The 23136-nt window shown below is 41.4% G+C and carries 23 protein-coding genes; 4 read left to right on the top strand and 19 right to left on the bottom strand.

Annotation, left to right across the window (positions count from 1 at the left end; translation table 11 throughout):
- Nucleotides 1-7: 7 nt before the first annotated feature.
- The 7 genes from ACXADT_RS20965 to ACXADT_RS20995 form a co-directional block, all read right to left on the bottom strand.
- Nucleotides 8-418 (bottom strand): NUDIX hydrolase, encoded by a 411-nt coding sequence (locus ACXADT_RS20965; protein WP_474832736.1) that lies wholly within the window; start codon nucleotides 416-418, stop codon nucleotides 8-10.
- Between the two features lie 15 nt (nucleotides 419-433).
- Entirely contained in the window at nucleotides 434-1006 is a 573-nt protein-coding gene (locus ACXADT_RS20970) for a M15 family metallopeptidase (protein WP_474832737.1), read from the bottom strand.
- 86 nt (nucleotides 1007-1092) lie between these two features.
- A complete protein-coding gene (locus tag ACXADT_RS20975; RefSeq protein WP_474832739.1) occupies nucleotides 1093-1647 on the bottom strand; it encodes a cysteine hydrolase family protein in 555 nt (184 codons plus the stop codon).
- A 20-nt stretch (nucleotides 1648-1667) separates the two neighbouring features.
- Nucleotides 1668-2420 (bottom strand): alpha/beta hydrolase, encoded by a 753-nt coding sequence (locus ACXADT_RS20980; RefSeq protein ID WP_474832741.1) that lies wholly within the window; start codon nucleotides 2418-2420, stop codon nucleotides 1668-1670.
- A gap of 115 nt (nucleotides 2421-2535) precedes the next feature.
- Complete coding sequence (gene lhgO / locus ACXADT_RS20985) at nucleotides 2536-3744, bottom strand: L-2-hydroxyglutarate oxidase (RefSeq protein WP_474832742.1); 1209 nt, start codon at nucleotides 3742-3744, stop codon at nucleotides 2536-2538.
- Between the two features lie 17 nt (nucleotides 3745-3761).
- Nucleotides 3762-4685 (bottom strand): glutarate dioxygenase GlaH, encoded by a 924-nt coding sequence (gene glaH, locus ACXADT_RS20990; RefSeq protein WP_474832744.1) that lies wholly within the window; start codon nucleotides 4683-4685, stop codon nucleotides 3762-3764.
- Nucleotides 4686-4984: 299 nt separating this feature from the next.
- Nucleotides 4985-6394, bottom strand: coding sequence for a rhodanese-like domain-containing protein (locus ACXADT_RS20995; protein WP_474832745.1), 1410 nt, complete (start codon nucleotides 6392-6394; stop codon nucleotides 4985-4987).
- A gap of 550 nt (nucleotides 6395-6944) precedes the next feature.
- Between ACXADT_RS20995 and ACXADT_RS21000 the strand changes: the two genes are divergently transcribed.
- Both ACXADT_RS21000 and ACXADT_RS21005 read left to right on the top strand, forming a co-directional pair.
- Nucleotides 6945-8333, top strand: a complete 1389-nt coding sequence (locus tag ACXADT_RS21000) for a sodium:solute symporter family protein (protein WP_474832747.1) — start codon at nucleotides 6945-6947, stop codon at nucleotides 8331-8333.
- A 24-nt stretch (nucleotides 8334-8357) separates the two neighbouring features.
- Entirely contained in the window at nucleotides 8358-9458 is a 1101-nt protein-coding gene (locus tag ACXADT_RS21005) for a M24 family metallopeptidase (RefSeq protein ID WP_270180727.1), read from the top strand.
- A 181-nt stretch (nucleotides 9459-9639) separates the two neighbouring features.
- On the opposite strand, the gene ACXADT_RS21010 is transcribed toward ACXADT_RS21005, so the two are convergent.
- The 4 genes from ACXADT_RS21010 to ACXADT_RS21025 form a co-directional block, all read right to left on the bottom strand.
- Nucleotides 9640-10971, bottom strand: coding sequence for a S8 family serine peptidase (locus tag ACXADT_RS21010; RefSeq protein WP_270180726.1), 1332 nt, complete (start codon nucleotides 10969-10971; stop codon nucleotides 9640-9642).
- Nucleotides 10972-11194: 223 nt separating this feature from the next.
- Entirely contained in the window at nucleotides 11195-11752 is a 558-nt protein-coding gene (locus ACXADT_RS21015) for a class I SAM-dependent methyltransferase (RefSeq protein ID WP_474832748.1), read from the bottom strand.
- An 80-nt stretch (nucleotides 11753-11832) separates the two neighbouring features.
- On the bottom strand, nucleotides 11833-12468 hold the full coding sequence (locus ACXADT_RS21020) for a YczE/YyaS/YitT family protein (RefSeq protein ID WP_270180724.1): 636 nt from the start codon (nucleotides 12466-12468) through the stop codon (nucleotides 11833-11835).
- A gap of 500 nt (nucleotides 12469-12968) precedes the next feature.
- Nucleotides 12969-13781: an STAS domain-containing protein gene (locus ACXADT_RS21025; protein WP_474832750.1), complete on the bottom strand. Its 813-nt coding sequence runs from the start codon at nucleotides 13779-13781 to the stop codon at nucleotides 12969-12971.
- Between the two features lie 329 nt (nucleotides 13782-14110).
- Here ACXADT_RS21025 and ACXADT_RS21030 point away from each other — a divergent pair, with 329 nt between their 5' ends.
- Nucleotides 14111-14311: a cold-shock protein gene (locus ACXADT_RS21030; RefSeq protein ID WP_098442444.1), complete on the top strand. Its 201-nt coding sequence runs from the start codon at nucleotides 14111-14113 to the stop codon at nucleotides 14309-14311.
- A 59-nt stretch (nucleotides 14312-14370) separates the two neighbouring features.
- Here ACXADT_RS21030 and ACXADT_RS21035 read toward each other — a convergent pair whose 3' ends face one another.
- The 5 genes from ACXADT_RS21035 to nei all read right to left on the bottom strand — a co-directional run bounded on the left by ACXADT_RS21035 (nucleotide 14371) and on the right by nei (nucleotide 19150).
- On the bottom strand, nucleotides 14371-15180 hold the full coding sequence (locus ACXADT_RS21035; RefSeq protein WP_474832751.1) for an MBL fold metallo-hydrolase: 810 nt from the start codon (nucleotides 15178-15180) through the stop codon (nucleotides 14371-14373).
- A gap of 821 nt (nucleotides 15181-16001) precedes the next feature.
- A complete protein-coding gene (locus ACXADT_RS21040) occupies nucleotides 16002-16193 on the bottom strand; it encodes a hypothetical protein (RefSeq protein ID WP_270180721.1) in 192 nt (63 codons plus the stop codon).
- Nucleotides 16194-16358: 165 nt separating this feature from the next.
- Nucleotides 16359-17054 (bottom strand): Na-translocating system protein MpsC family protein, encoded by a 696-nt coding sequence (locus ACXADT_RS21045; protein ID WP_270180720.1) that lies wholly within the window; start codon nucleotides 17052-17054, stop codon nucleotides 16359-16361.
- 163 nt (nucleotides 17055-17217) lie between these two features.
- Nucleotides 17218-18234: a phosphotransferase enzyme family protein gene (locus ACXADT_RS21050; RefSeq protein ID WP_474832753.1), complete on the bottom strand. Its 1017-nt coding sequence runs from the start codon at nucleotides 18232-18234 to the stop codon at nucleotides 17218-17220.
- A gap of 79 nt (nucleotides 18235-18313) precedes the next feature.
- Entirely contained in the window at nucleotides 18314-19150 is an 837-nt protein-coding gene (nei, locus tag ACXADT_RS21055) for an endonuclease VIII (RefSeq protein ID WP_474832755.1), read from the bottom strand.
- Between the two features lie 240 nt (nucleotides 19151-19390).
- On the opposite strand from nei, the gene ACXADT_RS21060 reads away from it, so the two are divergent.
- Complete coding sequence (locus ACXADT_RS21060) at nucleotides 19391-20200, top strand: ZIP family metal transporter (protein ID WP_270180717.1); 810 nt, start codon at nucleotides 19391-19393, stop codon at nucleotides 20198-20200.
- 43 nt (nucleotides 20201-20243) lie between these two features.
- On the opposite strand, the gene ACXADT_RS21065 is transcribed toward ACXADT_RS21060, so the two are convergent.
- From ACXADT_RS21065 to ACXADT_RS21075, 3 genes are all read right to left on the bottom strand, one after another.
- Nucleotides 20244-21851: a BCCT family transporter gene (locus tag ACXADT_RS21065; protein ID WP_474832756.1), complete on the bottom strand. Its 1608-nt coding sequence runs from the start codon at nucleotides 21849-21851 to the stop codon at nucleotides 20244-20246.
- Between the two features lie 122 nt (nucleotides 21852-21973).
- Nucleotides 21974-22681: a class I SAM-dependent methyltransferase gene (locus ACXADT_RS21070; protein ID WP_270180715.1), complete on the bottom strand. Its 708-nt coding sequence runs from the start codon at nucleotides 22679-22681 to the stop codon at nucleotides 21974-21976.
- Between the two features lie 147 nt (nucleotides 22682-22828).
- The gene (locus ACXADT_RS21075) at nucleotides 22829-23062 is read right to left on the bottom strand and encodes a hypothetical protein (RefSeq protein ID WP_270180714.1); all 234 of its coding nucleotides are present in this window, start codon (nucleotides 23060-23062) and stop codon (nucleotides 22829-22831) included.
- Between the last annotated feature and the right edge of the window lie 74 nt (nucleotides 23063-23136).

Raw genomic sequence — 23136 nt, forward strand, 5'->3', positions numbered from 1 at the left:
GATTAGTCTAACGACTATCTGCCGTTTTTCTTAGAGAATAAAGGGATCTTGCAACTTCAGCTGGCTTTACATCGAGACCATTGAGCTCATTAAGTTCGATCCACACCGGTTCATACGTGCCTCGATCCGTTTCTTTGAGCTGATATTCTTCGCCCATTCCTGTTCCAAACTCTCCACCAACAAGCTGAGCAAGATAATAGTATTGCTTCCCATTAAAATCAACCTCTGCATAAAGGTCTGTTAACGATATGGTAACACCTAACTCTTCATGAACTTCTCGAATCGCAGCTTGTTCTTTCGATTCTCCTTTTTCTACTCCTCCACCGGGAAACACGTAGTAGACGTCTCCATTTCTCACTCTTTTAATTAGCGCTACCCGATCGTCCTCGAGGATGATAGCAGCAGATCTCGTTCTCATATTCTTCCCTCGCGATCATTCGTTTTTCGCATACGATTTCTCAGGTCTATGGCCTCTCTTCAATTCTCGGATCGTAAGACCAAAATCCATTTGTAAATGAGGATAATCTTTGAAAGACGACCAGTCTCCACCCCACTCAAAGCCAAGGTCTTTCCCGATTGCTACAACTTCCATCCAATCAGACTCTCCATTGTCATTATCATCTCGCTTCATATCCCAAACTACATCACCGTTATCAAGCTTTAGGGCAAAATCGATCGCTAAACCGTAGTTGTGGTATGATCCGCCTCCAGCCACATTCGTTACAATGTTACCTTCGGTGGATCTCCCTTTCTCATACAGTTTATTTTGCTCTTTACTCGAACGATGACCGTCTGTGATGACAACTTCGATCCCCTTTTTCGCAGACCTCGCAATCAGCTCATTCTTCGCTTCCTCGACTTCTGGATGCAGTTCGTCCGGAAGTGGAACATCCTTATTAACTAGTACTCTACTAGTATCAACATAATTAGATAGTAGATAGTTACCGACTAATCCTATACATAACAACACGAGAAACGTGCTGGTAAATTTCGATAATAGTTTCACGCTTACACCCGCTCCTCTCCCGTCTCTCTATTTTAGCAGGAAAACGCAATAAGAAGAGGAGCGTTTGCTCACATGTACCACATTCGTCACTTCTTCTCCACGAACCGTGTAAGCAACTGATCAGTCGTCATCACCGTTGCAAATTCTTCATGAATCGTTGCAAGCGAAACAGAATGAACGGTTTCTGGATCAACATAGTTTTCATCTTGATCATAGATTCCATAGGCAGCCGTTGCATCTGAAACAACAGACGTGTGGAATCCAAGATTACCGCTCATACGTGCCGTTGTCGAAACGCAGTGAGGTGTCGTTAAACCAACGATCACCACTTCACTGATCTTCCTGTCATGAAGGTAATCTTTTAAACCAGTTCCTATAAAAGCACTGTTCACTGTCTTCGTAAAGATTTGTTCATCTCTTAACGGTTTAACGGACTCTTTTATCTCGAACCCTTCTTGTTTGTGATAAAAAACAGACTGCGGGTCATTGGATAAATGTTGGATGAAGATGACCTCCTCCCCTTGCTTTCGCCAATGATCGATGATCGTACCCATCTTTTCCTCTGCATCATGATTGTTTCGTTCTCCCCATTTTTCGTTAAAAAATGCTTTCTGAACATCTACGACTAGTAATGCTTTCATCACGAACGCCTCCTTATACCCTAATTTACTAAAAATGAAATGACACGACCGACCCTCTTACTAAAAGCTTCATATGTATGTGCCCCACCCTCGACTCGATGGAATTCAACTTGTATTCCCTTCTCCTTTAGTAGCGTACTCACCTTTTGATTAGTCTCAAAAAATACAGAATTGAGCTGCTCATCACTCGATTCATCCGTCCCACAATCGAGGTATAGTTTCTCTACCTTCGATAAGTCTGTCGTTTCGATGAATCGTTCGATCTCCTCCTGATTCCGAAAGAAAGCAGAAGAGATCGCTGCACCTCTAGAGAAAACATGTGGATATCGACAAATGGCATACACTGTCAACAACCCTCCAAGAGATATCCCTGCCATGGCGGAACGGTCGAGCGTTCGATACGTTCGGTCGATATATGGCTTCAACTCGTTTACGATAAAATCAATATACTCGATGCCTTTAACATTGGAGATAGGCTCTCTAGCAGTGACCTGCCTACTCAACTCTCCAGTAGGGAACGGACAATATTCACTCATTCGTGCTACACCTGAATCAACTGCAACTACGATAACGTTTTTCTTTTCCTTATCGAGATATTCTCTTAATCGGAGTGACCTCCCTCCTACTGCGTCACGATCATGAAAAACGTTTTGACCATCATGCATATAGATGACAGGGTAACGAATATCTGTCTCATCGTAGTCGTTTGGTATATAAAGTCTTATCCTTCTTTTCTCATTAAACACGGGGATGAATAGACTGAATTCCCTCATCATGCTTTACCACTCGCTTCCAACAAGTTTTACACTTTATAGCTGTTCGGTAAGTCGTCCATATTTCCTTTTTTCGTAAAGAAAAACTGCTGAGTCTCTCTCAGCAGCATCATTCTTACATATACATTTTGGTAGTTACGACACTCGGCACTTTGTTCGCGATGACCTTACCAATTTCGAGTGAAGCGGTCGCAGCCGGTGAAGGGGCATTGCACACATGAATTGAGCGCTTGCCTGGAAAAACGAAAAAGTCATCAACAAGCTTTCCATCTTTTAAGAGGGCTTGAGCTCGAACACCAGAATGGGTAGGAACCACATCATCTTCCTCGATTTCTGGAACGAGCCGCTGTAGGCTCTTCACAAATGATTTCTTGTGAAAGGAGCGCTTCATCTCTTTCATTCCTTCTTTAAGATTACTAGCTGCCATTCTCCAAAACCCTTCGAACGACAGGACGTCAACCGTATCTTTCATATCAAAAGCCAATTTGTGATAGCCTTCTCTCTTTAAACTAAGAACTGCGTTCGGGCCTGCGTGAATGCCACCATCCATCATTCTTGTCAGATGTACGCCGAGAAACGGAAACTCTGGATTTGGCACAGGGTAGATCAAATTTTTCACGAGATAGCTTTTCTCTTTTTTAACTTCGTAGTATTCTCCTCTGAACGGCACAATCTTAACATCCGTATACATGCCTGCGAGTTTCGCCATTCGGTCACTATGAAGTCCCGCGCAGTTCACAAGATAACGAGTTTTCAAGGTACCTCGAGTAGTATCTACCACTGCTTCGTTCTCCTCTTCCTCGATGTTTGTCACCTTCGTACTTGAAAGGAGGTCGACACCTTGATCTCCTAATAGGTCCGCTAGCTTTTCAGTCACCTTCTGATAATCAACGATCCCTGTAGAAGGAACCCGGATTCCTTCTACACCGTTAACGTGAGGTTCTATTTCTAGTAATTCACTTTTCGATAGTTTCCTAACAGCTAAATCATTCTCAAGGCCGCGCTTGTAAAGGTTGGTTAAGTTTTCTTTCTCCGTATCATCTACTGCGACGATTACTTTACCGCAAACCTCATGCGGAATCCCATACTCCTGGCAAAAATGAACCATCGACTGGCTGCCTTTTCTCGCGAGCTCTGCTTTCAAACTACCTGGCTTATAATAGATTCCAGAATGAATCACACCACTGTTCCTGCCCGTCTGATGGCTTGCCCACTGTTTTTCCTTCTCTACAACTGCCATCCTGGCTTGTGGATACTTTTGATGAAGAGAAAGAGCTGTCGATAATCCGACGATGCCCCCTCCTATAACGAGATAATCATACATCCTCATGTCCCCTTCTTTTATGCAAATCGACCTCGCTGGCGCAGAAGTTCACGATGAAGCGCAGGATTCTCTTCGAACGCTTCTCTTCCGTGAAGCCAGAAATGGTTGTTCAACATCACGAGCTTTCCTTCAGGCAGATCGACACCTTTTGTTTCCGAAGACTTCTCCATAGAGTAAGAAAGATCCTTCAAATACGTTGCTTCTTCAATGCTTGAAGGATGAACAAATTGATCGATGAAACACATGCAAGGCTCATTGTTCCTTTCATAAAACGTTGTTCGAAATACCTCTTTAATAACGTTTTTACTAGGCGGTGCCTTGTAGACGAGCTTCTGAGTTGCTAGTGGATGATTGTAGAAATGGTCAAGATCTTCCCAGTCATCAAGGTGGAGCAAACGGGATCTTCCTCCGACTGCATGTTCTTCTCCAAACTTCATCATCAAAAGCCAGTCTGTCGCTTCATCAACATACGTGCCATCCGTATGAAGCGTGAACAGACGGTACGCCTGACGCAGGTAAGAATCGCTATCATCCGTATGCTTCACTGAAAAGCGAGCATAGTAATTTCCAGACATCGCGTCGAAGTTCGGAATTCCGACGAGGTGGGAAAAAGCAGTAGAGAACTTCACATACTCTTCCGTGTCTTCCGTATACCCACCGACGCCAACCGTAAAGCCACCTGTGGATCGATCGTGAAGGATGCCCCTCACTGTTTTCTGGAAGTTTTCATCAAGCAGCTTAACGAGCTTATCAGTCATAATAAACCGCATATAAGGAATATAATCGAGCTGTTGACTACTGATCGTTTTCACTTCTTCAAAGAACCGCGCCAGCACCTCTCGATCGAGTTCGATCTCGTACATTCGCCCATGATCTAAAGAGGGCTTAATTTCATACCCATTCCCTTTGATCGTCTTTCGTTCCAATTTCGTCTCAATCATTTCGAACCTCTCCCTTTTTAGAAATTAAAAAAAGCCAGCATACGTCTCCCGATAATTCGAGATCGATACACTGGCTTGTAATCACGAGATAGCTCATGTAGGAGCTTTAGTAATTTACGCAGTATTGTTCTTTTTTCCTATTCCCTTTCCTCCGGATTTTGAAAGGGGGATACCTTTCTAAATGGAGGCTTCTCATTCAGATTACAACAGTTAGAATTTTCCGTCAATGAAAAAGTATTAAGGGTGGTTTTACAACAAGCTAAAAACGCAAAGCTTCTCGCTTTGCGTTCTCAACATGATTATTTCTCTACTCTGTCTCCTTCTTTCTCCCATGCAGCAAAACCACCGCTATAGTTCAAGATATCTTTAAACCCAAGTGATTGTAACAAGCTCGTTCCAATCGCAGAACGTGTACCTGATTGACAATGTACGACGAGCGTTTTATCTTCAGGGATGTCTTCAACTTGGTCTTCGATATAACCAAGCATATGGTGTCCTGCTCCAGGAATATGGCCTTGGTTATACTCGTTCTCTTTTCGGATATCGACCACATAGACATCTTCTTTTTCATATACATCCTTCAACTCTTCAGTTGAGATGAACGTGTATCCTTCAAGATCATTCCATTGTGATAGAATGTCCGGACTTGCGTACGCTTTGATCTTATCGATTCCGATCGAATGAAGCGATGTAACAACGTCTTCTTTCATATCATCGTTTGCGACCAATATGAGGTCTTTATCGTAGTCGAGCACCCAGCCGGACCAGTTCGTAAATGCTTTATTGTATGGTAAATTGATTGCACCTTCAATATGACCTTCTGCAAAGTCTTTTGCTGGACGAGTATCAACGATCGTTGTGTTTTCTTGCTCAGCAAATGCTTTAAACTCCTCGGCATTGTTGACCTTCTGAAGCTCCTCACCAGATAACACTGCAGGACCTTCCTTATTTACTTTCTTCATAACAGAAAAATACGTCGGTGGTTCTGGCTGTTCATTCAAGAGTTCTTTTCGGAATGTTTCCTCATTCTCTTCCTTCAATGCCCAGTTATTTCGAAGCTCATAGCCGACTGTTGATTGTGGCACCGCACCGAGTGATTTACCGCATGCACTTCCAGCACCGTGTCCTGGCCATACCATAAGAAACTCAGGTAGCTCTTTAAACGTTTGAAGTGATTTGAACATCTCCTTTGCACCTTTCTCAGCTGTTCCTTCTTGTCCAGCTGATTTTTCAAGCAAGTCAGGACGTCCAATATCACCAACAAAGACGAAGTCTCCTGTGAATACACCCATCGGTACGTCTGAGCCACCGCCACGATCTGTCAGCATGAACGAAATACTTTCAGGAGTATGTCCTGGGGTATGCATTACCTTAAGTTCGATATTTCCTACATTAATGATGGATCCATCTTTCACTAAATCCACATTTAATCCTTGAAGATACTCATACTTTGCGTCTTGATCACCTTCATCAGATAAATACAATTTCACATCATGCTTCTCTGCAAGCTGACGTGCACCAGATACGAAATCAGCATGAATGTGTGTTTCGGCTGCAGCGGCTAAATGGAAACCTTCTTTTTTTGCTACTTCTATATAAGGGGTCACATCTCGAGCCGGGTCGATCACAAGTGCTTCGCCTGTTCGTTGACAACCGATCAAATAAGAATATTGTGCTAGCTTTTCATCAAAGAATGTGCGTAGATACATTTCGTAACCCTCCAAATACAATAAATAAATTACCCCTATGGGTATGTAAAACCATCATATCTACTCTTTATCTTTTTATCAAGTATATTGTTTTATACCCCCTACACCATTCTTTATAACATCTCTATATCCTTCAAGAAATACTCATTCTTCGTCTATCCGCGCAACACTTATTTGGTTCACGAAACCCTACTAAATAATCACGAAAAGTAAGTAAATTCATCACGATTATGATGCAAACTTATAACTTCTCTTCCCTCCATCGTCAAAACAAAGGTAAAATTCGCAATAATAGCTCTTTTTTTCACCGTGAAAACAAACCTCAAATTAGTACTTAAAGCTCACATAATTACCATATATAAGCATTATAAAGGTGATTTTCCCATAAAGAGGTTATAATAGTACCACTTTCTTGGCGCATTCTAATAAAAGTTAGAAATCGTTTCCAACCAAGATGAGAGCCTTTTTTTATAATCGACTCTTCTTATGATAGGATACGAATCGGTGCGCACCCTAGAAAATTACACAACAAGGAAGTGACGTTTACGTAATGGAAATTACACACAATCCAAACCTCCTCTGGTTTGTCATCGCGTATGGCATCTTGATGGTCGGTTTAGGAATTTATTTCTCTAAGAAAGTTTCGAGTAGTGAGGACTTTATTCTTGCAGGAAAAGGACTCGGTGCTCTCGTACTTACGGGTACGCTTTTAGCAACATGGACAGGTAGTGGAAGTATTTCAGGTGGAGAAACGTCTATGGCGTATAGCTATGGAATCATTCCAGCCTTCTTGATGGCGGTCCCAACACTGATCGGGATCGGAACGCTTTATATAATTGCACCACGTATTCGTGAATTTGGTAAATATACCGTTTCTTCTATTCTTGAAGAAAAATACGGCCAATTTGCACGTATGCTTGCAGGTATCATTATTATTCTTGCCTATGTAGGTATCGTTTCTTATCAAATGAAAGGCTTTGGATTTATCCTTAATTTAACGACTGGTATTTCAGTTGAACTTGGAACGATCATCGGAGCTGCACTTATCATATTTCTTGCTACGATCGGTGGACTTCGTTCCGTCGCTCCAACAGATGCGATCAGCGCAATCTTAATGGTAGTCGGTCTTGGTGTTACGTTACCGACCATCTTTGTTATCGCTGGTGGTTGGGATGAAATTATTGCAAATGTACCGAGTGACCACCTAACGTTTAGTGGACAACTATCGAATATTCAACTGCTTGGATATTTGCTTCCGTCCCTATTCTTATTACTTGCAGACCAGAACATGTATCAGCGTCTGGCCTCTTCAAGTGGAGATAAATCGTCTAAACGAGCGCAAATCGGATGGCTTGTTGCGATGTTACTCATTTCACCTACAATTGCATTAATTGCATTCGCTTCTCGATCGATCTTCCCTGATATCGATCCGGGAATGGCACTTATGGCCACAACGGTTGCCATGCCTACTGTAGTAGGAGGAATTCTTCTCACTGCAGCTACTGCCTTTATCATTACAACTGGGAACTCGTATCTATTGTCAGCTGCAACAAACGTAACGTATGATATTGTTGGGAAGTACGTGAAAAAGGACGCAACAGATCGTCAGCTGTTAAACATGACTAAATGGTTCATTGTTATTCTCGGTGCTCTAGCTTATGTGATCATCAGCTTTTTCCCAACAGTGCTTTCTGTCCAAATGTATGCTTACACAGTATACGGAGCCGGAATCACTCCTGCTGTACTAGCAGTGTTCTTCTGGAAACGAGTGAATTACTACGGTGGTATTTCTTCCATGATCGCTGGTGTTGCGACAACGCTTGTATGGGAAATCCCACTAGCAAAACCATTTGATCTGAACAGCGTTCTTTTCGCCGTACCGGTCGCAGTAATCGTACTCATCGTCGTTACACTTGCGACTACGAAAAAGAATAAGTAAGAAACAGAAAAGGTTGTGGTCCGAATGAATCAACGTCTAGAAAATTTCTCGAACTGGCTGAAGGAAACAGGACAAACATTCGCATTTGTTCATACACCATCAAACGTCTTTTATTTATCTGGTTTCCATACAGACCCACATGAACGTTTATTAGGTCTGTTTGTGTTCCCTGATCAGGATCCATTCCTCGTGACACCAGGCATGGAAGTTTCCCAAGCAAGAGATGCAGGTTGGAAGCATGACATCATTGGACATGGAGATGCTGACAACCCTTGGGAGCTCATCCATACTGCACTTAAAGAACGCGGAATAGAAGAAGCTGATCACGTAGCGATTGAAAAAGTGACGCTTGCATATGAGCGTGCAGAGCAAATCATGCAGCGCTATTCTGGCGTAACGTTCACAAGTGCTGAAGAGAAGCTAAATGAGCTTCGTTTAATTAAAGACGATCAAGAATTAAAAGTCCTTCGTGAAGCTGCAGAGCTTGCTGACTTCGGTGTTGAAACTGGGATTAAAGCACTTCGTGAAGGCGTGACTGAGATGGAAGTCCTCGCAACGATCGAATATGAATTAAAGAAGAAAGGCATTCGCGAAATGTCATTCTCCACAATGGTTCTATTCGGTGAAAAAGCTGGACAACCACATGGTAACCCTGGAGATCGGAAGCTTAAAAAAGGCGACCTCGTTTTATTTGATCTTGGTGTTGTTCATAACGGCTATTGCTCTGACATCACTCGAACAGTCGCTTTCCAAGAAGTGAATGAAAAGCAAAAAGAAATCTACGATATCGTGCTTAATGCTCAGCTTGAAACGCTAAACATTTCAAAGCCAGGCACTCGCCTTGGTGACCTTGATAAAAAGGCTCGCGAAATTATCACGAATGGTGGATACGGCGATCACTTCCCTCACCGAATCGGACATGGAATCGGGATTGAAGTACACGAGTATCCTTCGATGAGTGAAAACAACGATAATGTTCTACAAGAAGGCATGACGTACACGATCGAACCAGGTATCTATGTACCAGAAATCGGCGGAGTACGCATCGAGGATGATGTTCTTGTTACACCTAATGGTTATGAAACATTAACAAAATTCCCGAAAGAACTTCAGATCGTAGGTTGATCACACTAAATCCCGTGCTAAAAACAGCACGGGATTTTAGTTTCATTCGAGGATCGCCTTCAGCAGGAGTGAATACTCATGAAGAGCGGAATAAAGGGTCATTAGTTTATAAGGTTTTAAATATGCTAAAAACTAGAAAGGGCACGACTCATCATCGAGTCGTGCCTTCATCATAAATAAATTATTTTGTTGCAGCCTGCTGTACTGCTTTGTATGCATCCACATAACCGGCACCAACCTCATGGTACTCATAACCAGACATTGGCTCAGCTGTTTGTTCGAGAAGACTAAGTGCTTCATCTGGTGAAAGATCTGTTGCAGCTTCTTCCATAAGCGCAATGATTCCAGAAATGTGTGGTGTTGCCATGCTCGTACCACTAGACGTCGTGTAGAACGGAATGTATTCAGGGTCGATATAATTAACGTCTTTTGTAGTACCAAGTGCGTTGATCACAACACCTGTAGAAGATTTCGTTGCAACGATATCAACGCCTGGCGCAGTAATATCAGGATGTAGAAGATTGTCACCAGGTACCCCTCTTGAAGAGAAATCAGCAAGCTGCTTGTCTTTCGTACCAGCGGCTACTGAAATAACCCAAGGTGCAGCTGAGTAAGGATTTAGCGTATCATTTTCTGGCCCTTCATTTCCTGCTGCAAAAGTAACTGTGATCCCATTATCATGAGCCGTTTTACTTGCTACGTTGATCGGAGAATTCGGGTCATACTCACCTGTCGTACCCCAACTATTACTTACAACATCGATGCCATACTCTTCTTGATGCTCGATTACATAGTTAAAGCTTTCAAGAGCCCATAGAATGCTGATTGCTTCACCAGCACCAATCCCCACTAGTTTCGCATCAGGAGCAACGCCACTGTACAGACCGTCACTCGCTGTGCCATTACCAGCAATCGTTCCAGCTACGTGAGTACCGTGACCAGAGGTCGTATCTGTGTTCGGTACATTTTCAAGATAGAGAGATTCCCCACCGAAAATGCTTCCTCCAACTAACATCTTCACGTTTTGGACCACTTTATCTCCCATCGGAAGATCAGGGTGCGTTGCATCGATTCCGCTATCGATGACTGCAACGGTCGTACCTTTCCCTGTATATCCAAGGTCATTCCAAACCTTTTCAGCACCGATAAGTTTGCGGCTATCTTTCATGAGATAATCCAGTTCTTTGTTTTTATAGATTCCAAGCGCATTCAATCCGCTGTCTAATAGTGAATTAATTTCTAGAGCCGTGCCAGAAACACCTACAACAGGTATTTCACTAAACGTTTTAACCGATAGTCCAAATGACTTCAATTTATCCAACTGCTCAATAGTCGGCATACTGTCATATGTAATGATTGCCTCTACTTCACTAAAGTTTGTAATATTAGCTAATAAATTTGTTAACGCCTGATCCACTTTCAATGAGCTAGCTTCCGCTTGCTTCATCTGCCCCGGTATTAATGTTGCTGCAACCAATAACACAATAAGTGCTATCTTGTTCAAGAATCTCATTGAATACCTCCATCATAAAGTTTTTTTGCACTCCTCTTGAGTGCCTACCTAACATGATAAAGGAGTTCGACCATTCTTTGTATTGGGAAAGTTCAGACTCTTATCCTCTAATTATTGGGCATATAAAGCTTTTATTTCCCAACAACCTAAACTTTTCCTTTCAATCATAAAAAATACCCCTTATGCATTAGGGGTATTCGTTCATGGGTAGCGCACTATAAATCTAGACTACTGCTGATATTCCATATACCGCTTCATGGAAGTAATGAACTTCCGGTTCTAAACCGTTATCGATAAAAACTTCTTTCATTTGCTCAGAAGACAATCGTTCGTGAATAGGAGGACCCATCTCCATCTCGATTTTTTCCCACTCAAGAACGAGCAGCCTTTGACCAGGCTTTAGGATCCGCTTCAATTCCGTAAATGCTTTCGTAAGATTAGGTACTTCGTGAAGAACAAAAGCTACTAGGGCATGATCCGCTACTCGATCCGGCAACTTAATTTCCTCTAGATCACTTACAATGTATTGAATGTTGCTCATATGTGAGCCACGCTCTTTTAGAAGCTCTAGCATCTGCTTTTCGATATCCACAGCATATACCGTTTCTGCTACTTGAGCTAGCGGCAACGTAAAGTAACCATTACCCGCGCCTAAATCGGCTACATGGTCTGTTTCCTTCACTTTCAGAAGCGAGATGACTTGCTCTGGAGATAAGATTTCATTTCGTTTTGGGTCAAGAAGCTTATCTGCCTTACCAGGTTTAAATCGTTTTCCAGTCATAACATCAACCTCCTCAGAATTAGTATACATTAATAAAAGCGCTCACTGCTACGAGGCAGGAACGCTTGTTGAATTTCGATTTATAAATACTCTTCTTGGGGAGCATTTTCTGGTTTAAGCATGTAATACATTGGATAAGCCCTCGTATACCATAGTTGAATAACTGGCCCAAGGAATAAAACGAGTACGGCTGTACCAATTCCTACTGGTCCGCCGATCAATACAGCTAGAGATGCGACAGCGATAGCAACTAATGTTTGTCCCATACGCAGACTCACATTAAAACGTGCACTGACTGCTAAGAATAATTGATCGACAGGTGCTCTTGGAAACTGCGGCAGGATGTAAATCGCTACACCAAGACCAATCGTGAACATTCCAACTCCAAGTGTTAAAGCTTTTACTACTACTGGTGCTGCTGACAGATCAACAGATGCAAATACGATTTCTAACCAAAAATCAAGAATAAAGCTTTCCATAAACACTGGCAATAGTGCTTTGAATTCCGGATTTTGCTTCATTAACCATCCGTTTAAAAAGATGATTAGAAATTGGAAAACACCATACCAAAAACCGACTGTTAAACCAAAAAGGTCTGAGACTCCAATAAAAAAGGATGTCCAGAACCCAGCTCCGATGGAGGCGTGAATGATTAACGCTACACCAAAGAAGTTTATGAACATACCTAGAAGGTAAACCGTAATACGATAAGCCATTACGATCCCCTCCCTTCCTCTAAGTTTAAAAACTTGATAACAGAGGCTGTCCTTCAAATTTTTTCGAAACCCATTTTATTAGCGATTGAGTTACACGTCAATCACTTTAACCAAAATAAAATATGGTAATAAAAAGAAGCTACCAGTTGAGGTAGCTTCTCTAGAAACCTATGCACATATTCAGTTTTCCCAATGCCGTAGTCGATGACGATCGCATGCTTTCCGCGGACGAACGGCCAAGCCCGAGGTGAAACCCACACCCCGGTCTCGGCCGCCCGTTCTACCGCAGGAGTCCGCGATCGTCTCTCCTACTTGAAGAGAATAAATCCAAAACAAACTTTCCGTCTCAATGGTTTAACAGACAAATATGGGAATCCTGACCTTCCATTTATCCGTCAACGTTAATTGGAAGTGGAATTCATCGACTACTCTCATCGTAACACCTAGACTTTCTCTACAATCTAAAAAGCTACCAGTCGAGGTAGCTTCTCTAGACTAAATTATAAAATATGTTTTGCTAAAGCCTGTTTAAGCGTGCTATGAGTCTGAACACCTTTAAATTCGATTCCCAGTGATACCATCGTCATCGCAACTTCAGGTCTTATACCTGCTAATATGCCTTTTACTCCGATCATTTTTAGCGAATCGATGATCTTAAAAATGTTATTTGCAACCATCGTATCGACGATGTTTACTCCCGATAAGTCGATAAACAGGTGGGTCAAGTTCATGGATGTTGCTCCCTCAAGAGACTTCTCTAACAGTAGACTCGCACGATACGTATCGATATCTCCGATGATCGGCAGAATCGCAACGCCCTCTAATATAGGTACGATTGGAGTTGATAACTCAAGAAATGATTCTCGAGCCTTATCGATGTTACTTTTATAAGCCTCGACGTACGCTGTACTATATGCATACACCACTCGGTCTAACAAGGGATCGATAATACGAGCTACTTCAAAAATCGTTTTCAACGAAATTCCTTCATCCGTACTGATCTCTTCGATTTTATTCCAGATCGTATTTCGAAAATCAGAAGTGCTTTTTAAAGATTCATCTAGCTCTACTTCCATATGAACTGCTAGTTCTCCAATTTCCTTGCCCCACTCCTCAATACGAGTAATTGTTTCATCATAACCATTTGAAAAAGCGTCCGCAATTAATTGAAATAACTCCATCCGAACCTGTAAGGCCTCTTCTGCTTCACCTTCGTTTAAAGCAAGTTTCTTCGCCAACTCTTGTTTTGAAGCTTCTATCTTTTTCCCTATCAAAACTATTTCTTCTTTTAAAATCGTTTCGTTTATAGGCATGTGATGATACCTCCGGATATTAATTAATAAATAAATAAACGAATAGATGACATAAGTTTACATTACCAGGTTTATGAAAAGATAGCACTATAAATCTATTCGAGGGCGAACATCGAATAGGGGTGTACGTACCCTATGAGGTTTTTCATTCACGTTATCATCTCTTTGTGACTTGCATTATTATTTTCACATGTTATACTAGGATTAATTATTGTTGTTCGGAACGTATGATTAGTTTAGAATAAGCTCCTTAAGCGACCTTACATCTTGAATCATTATGTAGAGCAGTAATAGTAATATTTGTGCGAATCGCACTGGAGGAATTACACATGAACAAAGGTACAGTTAAATGGTTTAACGCAGAAAAAGGCTTCGGTTTCATCGAAGTTGAAGGTGGAGACGACGTATTCGTACACTTCTCTGCAATTCAAGGTGAAGGTTTCAAAACTCTAGAAGAAGGTCAAACAGTTACTTTCGACACAGAGCAAGGTAACCGCGGACCTCAAGCTACTAACGTTGTTAAAGCGTAACTAGTAGTTATAAGAAAGCTTTCCCAATCTGGGAAAGCTTTTTTTATTTATTTTAAATGTTATGTATCAAATAACTCTCCTTGTAAGGCCATGATGTAGCGATCCGCCGATCGCTGTACGGCACGATCTGCGTCATTCTCTACCCGCTTATGAAAGGCATTAAAGATTTGTTTAAACGCTAAAGGACGAACACGTTCAGCCATCTCCCTTACCTTAGCTCCTGGCAGAGGAATTAAATTAGGATAGCTATACATAAAGCTTACCCATTCCTGATCAGCAACAACTTGAATAATATCGCCTGTCAGGAGTGTACCACCATCTTTACCTGTCCAATGCAGTACGGCTCCTCCTCGAAAATGACCACCAAGACGATGAACTTTCACAGTTGGGGTTAGTTCTAGCTCTTCGCCACTCCAATAAATGATTCGTTCGCTTTCTCTCATCACCCACTGTTGATCATCTTCATGAATATAGATCGGCACATCAAAAGCTTCCGCCCATTCAACTTGAGAAGAATAATAGTGAGGATGCGATAGTGCTATTGCATCAATGCCCTCTAATTCATTTATTTCATCTATTGTTTCTTGATCTAAGTAACTAATACAGTCCCATAGTATGTTTCGACCGTTCTCCTGTATTAGATAGGCAGTTTGTCCAATTGCAAATGATGGCACAGTTGTGATGCTAAATAAGCCTGGTTTCTCATAAGTGATTTTATTATGATATTCACTATTCCTCATGGCTTCTAGTGTTGTCCATTCTTGTCCATTTGGATTTACATACTGCCTTTCTTCCTTACAAATAGAGCAGTACTCGGGCTGAGCCTCGGAGTACTGGGTTCCACATGTATTACAGATAGATCGCTCCATTTTTCTCTCTCCCTTCGTTACCTACAAAGGGGATTATAACCTAATTGTCAAAATACTTCCAATATAATATTAATTTATGTCCAATTTCCACTAACAATAAAGCTTATAAATTGAATAAAAGCTATTTAGGATAAAAATAGTAAAAAACTAATGGAAGAAGCACTTTGGTATTGATCAATCCAAACCGGAAAAGACTTATAGAAATATTTCTTATATCTACACGACTTGGATGACTTCCTATGGCACCACAGATTGGCATCTCGATAAAGAAGGTCAGAGGGGGAATTTTTGGAGGAGTTCTTTTTTGATATTTCTCACATTAACTTCAATCAACTTTTTAACCAATTTTTCATTCTCTTTCAGACATTTTTAATGCCTATTTCATTCTTATAGAAAACAGGCGTTCTGAGGGTCAATTCTTAGCAGGGTAAGGAATGGTCCAAGCAGTTCCTGGACCATTCTTCATGTTTGCTAGCTACCTTGGGATGATAATCTAAGGATTCACAGGAAGTAGCGAAGGTAGGAATGTATTTTCTTCATTCCTACTTGAAACTTTATCTTATCTAAATGAATTAAGAAAGAATATTCTTCCAATAGTTTCTAATTGGAGTTAACGATAGTATCGCTCGCATTTTACTTTCTACATTTTATGATCCTGTATTAAAGAGCTTCAACCTAGCAGCTTCTGATCTTACATAAGCTGCCATCCTATTCGCCCTATTATCTATTTGGAAACCCCAGCAATGCTTTTAATACTTATACTGGAGGTTTTGTCATCAATGGGTTGAAGGGAGTGTAACGCCTCGTAAAAAGGCGTTTATTTACTCTTCTTTCATACTACCGCTACACATCTCGCAAATAATATAGGACCTTTCTTTTACAAGTTTATCGAGATAAGGAGCATCCATCGTTCCTTCACGTCTATCGATTGGAGTCGTATGAAATTCGCAACGATCACCTGCAAAAGTCGTTCGATGGATCACCTTTTTCGAATGGTCTATTAAATATTTCATTCTTTTTCTCCTCCTTTGATAACTGTTTTTCGTCTAGTGCTACGTCTGTTGGCTGTTTGTGCTCAAGGATTAGAAAAAACCTCACTATAAAACAAAAAAAAGCCGAAAGATCCCACAAGGGTCCTTTCGGCTTATGTCTGGTTCTTTTGCCCAGCTCATTTCCACCTACGATTTATATGGTTTTACTATAAACACAATGTAACTCTTATCTAGCTTAAAATCCCAGTCAACGAAGATGTCCTGCACCTCTGTTGATAAGATTGATTCAAAATTATTATTATGCATCAGACTCTTTTCAAGTCGACGTTTCGTTAATTTAAGAGTTTCTTCATGGCCATCACGAATAAGTTCTTTCTCAATACGGACTAAAATTCCTTCTCGAATCACAACGATCGTTCGATCATTTAAGTAGCAAGAATCAATCAGTCCTGGAACCTTTTCTGCTTGCTTACTGATACGTGCAATTTCTTCGTGCAGTTCTTCTTTCTTTTCAAAACCACCTGGCACATGTTCTTCTTCACATTCGCTTTGATCCATAATACCAAGGAACAAACCGGTTCGGTTAGGAAGCGACCAGTCATGATAGAAAGATTCGATAGTGAAATCAGCCATAACACTTAGGGCAGCTTTTATTTCAGGAAACAATTTGATCATCAAAAGATCTCTCGTTTCCTCGACTCTCTTTTCTTCTTTCTGATCGATGAGAACCCGCTCCATGGGTGCTAAAAAATCTCGAAAATAAATCGTGATGTACGGTTTTTCAATCGATACAAAGACAGAAGAAGGGCCTTTCCCGAAATTATCGCGTAAAAGTTTACCTACATAGCTTGAAATCTCAGCTTCTTTTGATTTGGTTTCCATTACGTTCATCCTCTTTTGAGACCAGAACATCATATTTCCAGTCCAATTTTCATTATAGTATTCTTTCCGTAAGAATGAAAGGGTATGCTCAAATCTATAGACTCAGCTTGAAAAAGCAGTACTTCTGTCTCATTTCCCTTTACCGTTAAAATTAATCCTATCTTTATTTTTTCGACAAACGTTGGAGAAGTCGTTCATAAGATGGCTGAGCGATTGGTTCGCCTTCATCTAGCCTATCTTTGACTTGCTTCAGCATTTGTTGTTCACCTTCACTCATATTCATCACATCAAATTTCTTATGTAGCACTGAATATAGAATGTAGTCTCTTAATTTTAAGAATAAAGGTATCTTCTTAATCCATTCAGCTTCCACAGTATTTTCTTTTAAGTAGCCTTTTAGGAAAGAGTAAAGAAACGTTTCGGCAAATTGAGCTCTTGTTTCTCGATCCTCACCCTGCAAGCCTCCCCATACCGTATAATACAGCGGGATAGCAATATCACTAACGAAGTAGTGATATGAGCTATCATCAAAGTCAAATACATGAATATCTCCTTCATAATAAAAGAAGTTTCCTGCATGTATGTCAGAATGGAGGAGTCCATACGTATCTCTCTCTTTCGGAAGCGCTTTTATCTCCCTTACTAAAGCTTTCCCTTGAGAGATGATATTCCCATCTTCTTCAGAAATGTATTTCTCGAACTGCAACAAGTCTTCTTCATCCCAATGCTCTCGATGAGCACCTTCAGGATGATAATCTTTTGTCGCGTGATGCATCTTACCAATCGTTCTTCCCCATACTTCATATAATTCTTGTCCATATACTTCATCGTTCTTCTTCAATTGTCGACCTGGTGCCTTTTCAAACAAGGATACAAAGAAGGAACCATCCTCAACTTCGATCTCTTCGACAAAGTGATCATTTTTAGAAGGAAGTGCTCTCGATACATTTATTTCATGGTCATGCAAAAAGTTTACCCAGTGCAATTCAGCTTTAACATCTTCCATAGAACGATGTGAACTATGCGTTAACCTTAAGATTGATGGACCATTAACATCTACTTCAAATACATAGTTCTCAAAATCACCCAACTTCTTATAACGATGACGGTCCGCTCCGAATTTTTCTAGAGCTTGCACTAGAACCGCTTCATTAAAACATTTTTCCACACGTGCTTCCATTTGCTCACCTCATTTATCTCACCCTCTTGTACATTCACCAAAAAACAACTTCATTCCTTCCTCAAAGTCGTTTTCTGTTTTAGAGATGAGCATGACTCTTTGACTGACATGTCGGGCAATAGTAGAGCCTTCTTGATCCTGCGATCACTTTCTTAATTTCAGTGCCATCGATCCTGCACGGTGCACCTTCGCGATTAAAAACCCAGTGTCTGTACTGCCGACGCTTTTCGCCACTTTCCTTAAGCTTTTTAGCAAGCTCAATATCATTTGTAATCCCTTTATGCACATAAGAGCGTTCAACTAACGTTATCGTTGCTTCTGCTGCTTTTGTAATCATTTCTTCCGTGCAATCCACTGGTCTTAAATCCGGGTGGATACCAGCAACGTACATGATTTCGCTTCTTAAATAATTTCCAATTCCAGCAACAAAAGATTGATCTAGCAATAAAGAAGACCACTTTTTTCGATAAAACCTCTTTGAGCTAAATCGTTCTTTCAGTTCTTGTACCGTCACTTCTTCACTTAATAGATCTGGTCCAACTTTCGATATGAATGGATGATGAGGCACTTCTTCATTACGCAATACTTCAATGTCAGAAGCGCTGTATAACAACGCAGACTTTTTTTCATTATGGATTGCAAGCCGTAACTGCCGATTTGTTTTTGGATAGTTATATACATTTCGTATATACCATTTTCCATATAGCTGATTGTGTGAGTAAATCGTAAAGTCATTGCTGAAACGGATGAGCATCGCCTTCCCTTTCGTGTCTACCCTCAGCACTTCTGCTCCTTCAAGCAAAGATTCGTATCCTTTAAGATGCTCAAATGCAAATTTCACTTCCATTATCGTTCTATTCTTAAGCGCTTTTTCAACCTCAACAGCCGCTCTTCTAATTTCAGGACCTTCTGGCATAACGTCGTTCCCTTCTTTCTACGATCATGTTGTAAAATCTTCCCTAAATCACTGCTTATAAAACAGCAGCGGGTAAGTAATAGTAAAAGAAAATAACGCACTTTCACATGATATGCGGAGTACGAAGCCTTTACATTGACAACGCCGAATCGAGCCCTTTACACTGTGATGTATAGATTTTTCCTATATGCAAAAAATATGTGGATATGAAAATAAATCATATTGAAGGAGGGCTTAACGATGATTAACTGGTTTATGGATTTAAGCCCAGTTTTCCAAGCGTTACTTTTTACGTTATTTACTTGGGGATCGACAGCTCTCGGCGCGGCTGTGGTCTTTTTTACAAAATCAGTGAACCAGAAGCTATTCGATTCGATGCTTGCTTTTGCAGGCGGCGTCATGATCGCAGCTAGTTTCTGGTCACTTCTAAGTCCTGGAATTGAAATGGCTGAAGAACAGGGAGTCCCTGGTTATATTCCGGCTGTAGTCGGATTTTTACTCGGAGGCGTGTTTCTACTATTAGTGGACCGTGTCCTTCCGATGATCGATGAAAATCTATATTTTAAAGATATAAAAGACAAGAAGGCGAAGCACCGTACTGCTATGCTCGTTTTCTCATTGACATTACACAATATACCAGAAGGACTTGCGATCGGTGTGGCTTTTGGTGCTCTTGCTGCAGATTTCTCAACAGCATCACTATCCGGTGCAATCGCCCTTGCGATCGGTATCGGCATCCAAAACATTCCTGAAGGTACTGCTGTATCCTTACCTTTAAGACGTGACGGCATGTCGAAGGGGAAAAGCTTTTTCTACGGTCAATTTTCAGGAATGGTCGAGCCGATCTCCGCTGTGATCGGTGCTCTTGCTGTCATGATCATTCACCCGCTCCTTCCTTATGCACTGAGCTTTGCGGCTGGAGCAATGATCTTTGTAGTAGCAAAAGAAGTGATTCCTGGTTCTCAAGAAAGAGGGCATGTTCAACTTGCTGCAATGTCACTGTTAGTTGGCTTCTCTGTCATGATGGTCCTTGACGTTGCACTAGGATAATAAAACCCCCGCGTTATTTCACGCGGGGGTTCGTTATGGTTCATCACATATGATGAGTATCATCGTTCTGCCTGCTTATCTTTGTTTTTTGCTTATTCGATGTCGAATTAAGTTTGTTTAGTAAGTTTCTTTCTTTTTGTACCTCATAAGACTTCAAATCTCGCCTCACTGCTTTAAAGAGGTTGATACACATGATGATAAGAATAACAGTAAATGGCAGAGCGGACACAAGTGATGCTGTCTGTAATCCTTGCAAGCCGCTGCTGATGATCAATACGGCTGAAATCGCTGCAATGAGTGTTCCCCAAACAAGTTTGGAGAAAAGAGAAGGATTTAAATTACCATCCGACGTCATCATACCGAGAACGAAGGTTGCTGAGTCAGCTGATGTTACTAGGAAAATACAGATTAAGAAGATCGAGAGCGCTGAAAGAATCGTCGTTAATGGGAATTCTTCTAGTGTAACGAACAATGCACTCGTCACATCCTCATTTACCGCATCTGCAATTGCTGTGCCTTGAAACAGGTCAAGGTGAAATGCTGCTCCACCAAATACAGCGATCCACACCATCGCGATGAACGGTGGAACGATCAACACACCAAAGATCATCTCTCGAATGGATCGACCCCTCGACACTCTTGCTACGAACGATCCGATAAATGGAGACCAAGCGATCACCCACGCCCAATAAAACACTGTCCAATCCTTTACCCAGGTGCCGCCTTCATATGGAGTCATATAAAAACTCATCTCGATAAACTTCTGAATGTAACCACCAGCTGCTACTGTAAAGCTCTCAAGAATAAATACTGTCGGTCCTAAGAATAAAACGAATAGCATCAAGCCTAATGCAAGAGCTAAGTTCAGATTACTTAAGTACTTGATTCCTTTGTTCAAGCCTGTTGTAGACGAAGTCATATACAAAACGAGCAGTAATACAGTGATGATGATCTGAACCGTCGCATTCTGCGGTAGATCATACATATAGTTTAATCCGCCATTGATTTGAAGAATTCCGAATCCGAGTGACGTTGCAACACCCATCACTGTTGCGATAACAGCGAGTATGTTGATGACGCCTCTCCAGGATTTCTTCCTTTTAGCAGGTGTCCCTGTTGAGATCGTTTCACTTATTAAGCTTTTCCGATCTTTACGATATTGAAAGTATGCCATAACGAGGCCGACTACTGTAAAGACAGACCATTGATGAACTCCCCAATGAAAAAAGGAGTACCTCATCGCTAGCTTAGCAGCCTGCTCAGTCTCTCCTTCAACGCCAAAGCCTGCGGGAGGATTCGCAAAATGCGTCATCGGTTCTGCGACACCCCAGAATACGAGTCCAACACCGAAACCTGCACTGAACAACATCCCAATCCATGTGAAAAATGGATATTCCGGACGCTCTCCATCTTTTCCCAGACGGATCTTACCATACTTACTAATTGCTAGATACACACAGAACAAAACAAAAAACACCACAGAAAGTAAATAAAACCATCCGAACGCATCTGTCGTGAATGAATAGACGCTGTTTGCGACTGACGCGAACGACTCAGGAACGACCGCACCCCATATTACGAGTAGTAAGATGACAACTGCTGAAACCCAGAAAACTGGTCCTTTTTGCTGTGCTTTTTCTCTTTTCATCATCCCGTCCTTTCCAACTGAATGGTAATCCTTTCAGTTCGCTTCCAAATTATGTAGCATCGATCTCCTAAATATTAGTACCCTTTTACTACAGTTTCTTAACCACTGTTTTAGAATACTTCTACTTATTCTGTTTTTTTGAACAGTGCAACCATCAAACCATTCACACCAAATAGAGTCGGATCAGATGATTCCTTCATCTCTCTGATCTCAACCTCACTAAAGGCTTCGAAAATGGATTGCAGCCTTTCCTTTGAATAACCGAGTCCACCTTGTAACGACCGCTCTTCATAAACCTCCTGATCACTCATGGTCGATCCGCCTAGTGGCCCGTCAGGCGTGAAACATGTTAAACCGAATAATCCATCGACTTTCAAAGCTTTCTGAATGAACGTTACGTAACTTATCCGTCGATGAGGTGGGAGGTGATGAAAACACCCAGAATCATAGATGAAGTCATAGCTTTCAGGGTCTACCTTAAGTTCAAATAAACTACCATGAATGAAGTTTACATCTACTTCTTCTTCTTTCGCCCTCTCCGTACCCCATTGAATCGCAGTTCGTGACAAATCGACAGCATCTACTTCAAAGCCATGCTTAGCAAGATATATCGCATTTCGTCCTGGACCGCTGCCAATTTCAAGCACGCGCCCTTTCGGGATAGGCCATGTAACCAGATTCTCATCAGGAACTTGTTTAAAAAAAGGAATCGGCTTTTCTCTATCTTCATAAAACTTATCCCAAAACGATGTTGGTTCTCTTAACAAAGAATCAAGTAGATTCATAAGATCTTCATTCGTCTTGATATCTCCTGTAGCGTTCGTAACCTTCATAAACACGCCTCCATTTACATTTCCTTAGTAAACCTCCTTCGACAAACTCCCGCACTCCCCCTTTTCGGAGAACAAAAAAAATCGACCAGTGGTCGATTTTGATAACTAAGAAATGGTCTAAGACCTGTCCCTCCAAAGAGGTCATATTTAGACTTGCATATGAATATTCTGCTTTGGAAGAGATGGCCGGTTTAATTTGAAAGAAGGGTCTCCGAACTCCATTGCTTCTAGAATCTGCTCTTCAGAAAATCCTGTCATCTGTGACAGCTTCCGAATATCGACATTCTTTTGAGTCAGGCTTTTAGACTTCTTCACAGCTGTTTCTATTTGATACAGCACCACTGAATACCTGTGGTTGAACGTACCCACGGATTGCTTCACGGCTCTTTCCCCTTTCAACTAAAATAACCTGTACTCCTGGAGGAAGCAGGGCTTACCGATTGCTTACCCTTTAG

It is taken from the genome of Anaerobacillus sp. ABR4_321, from assembly GCF_056158505.1.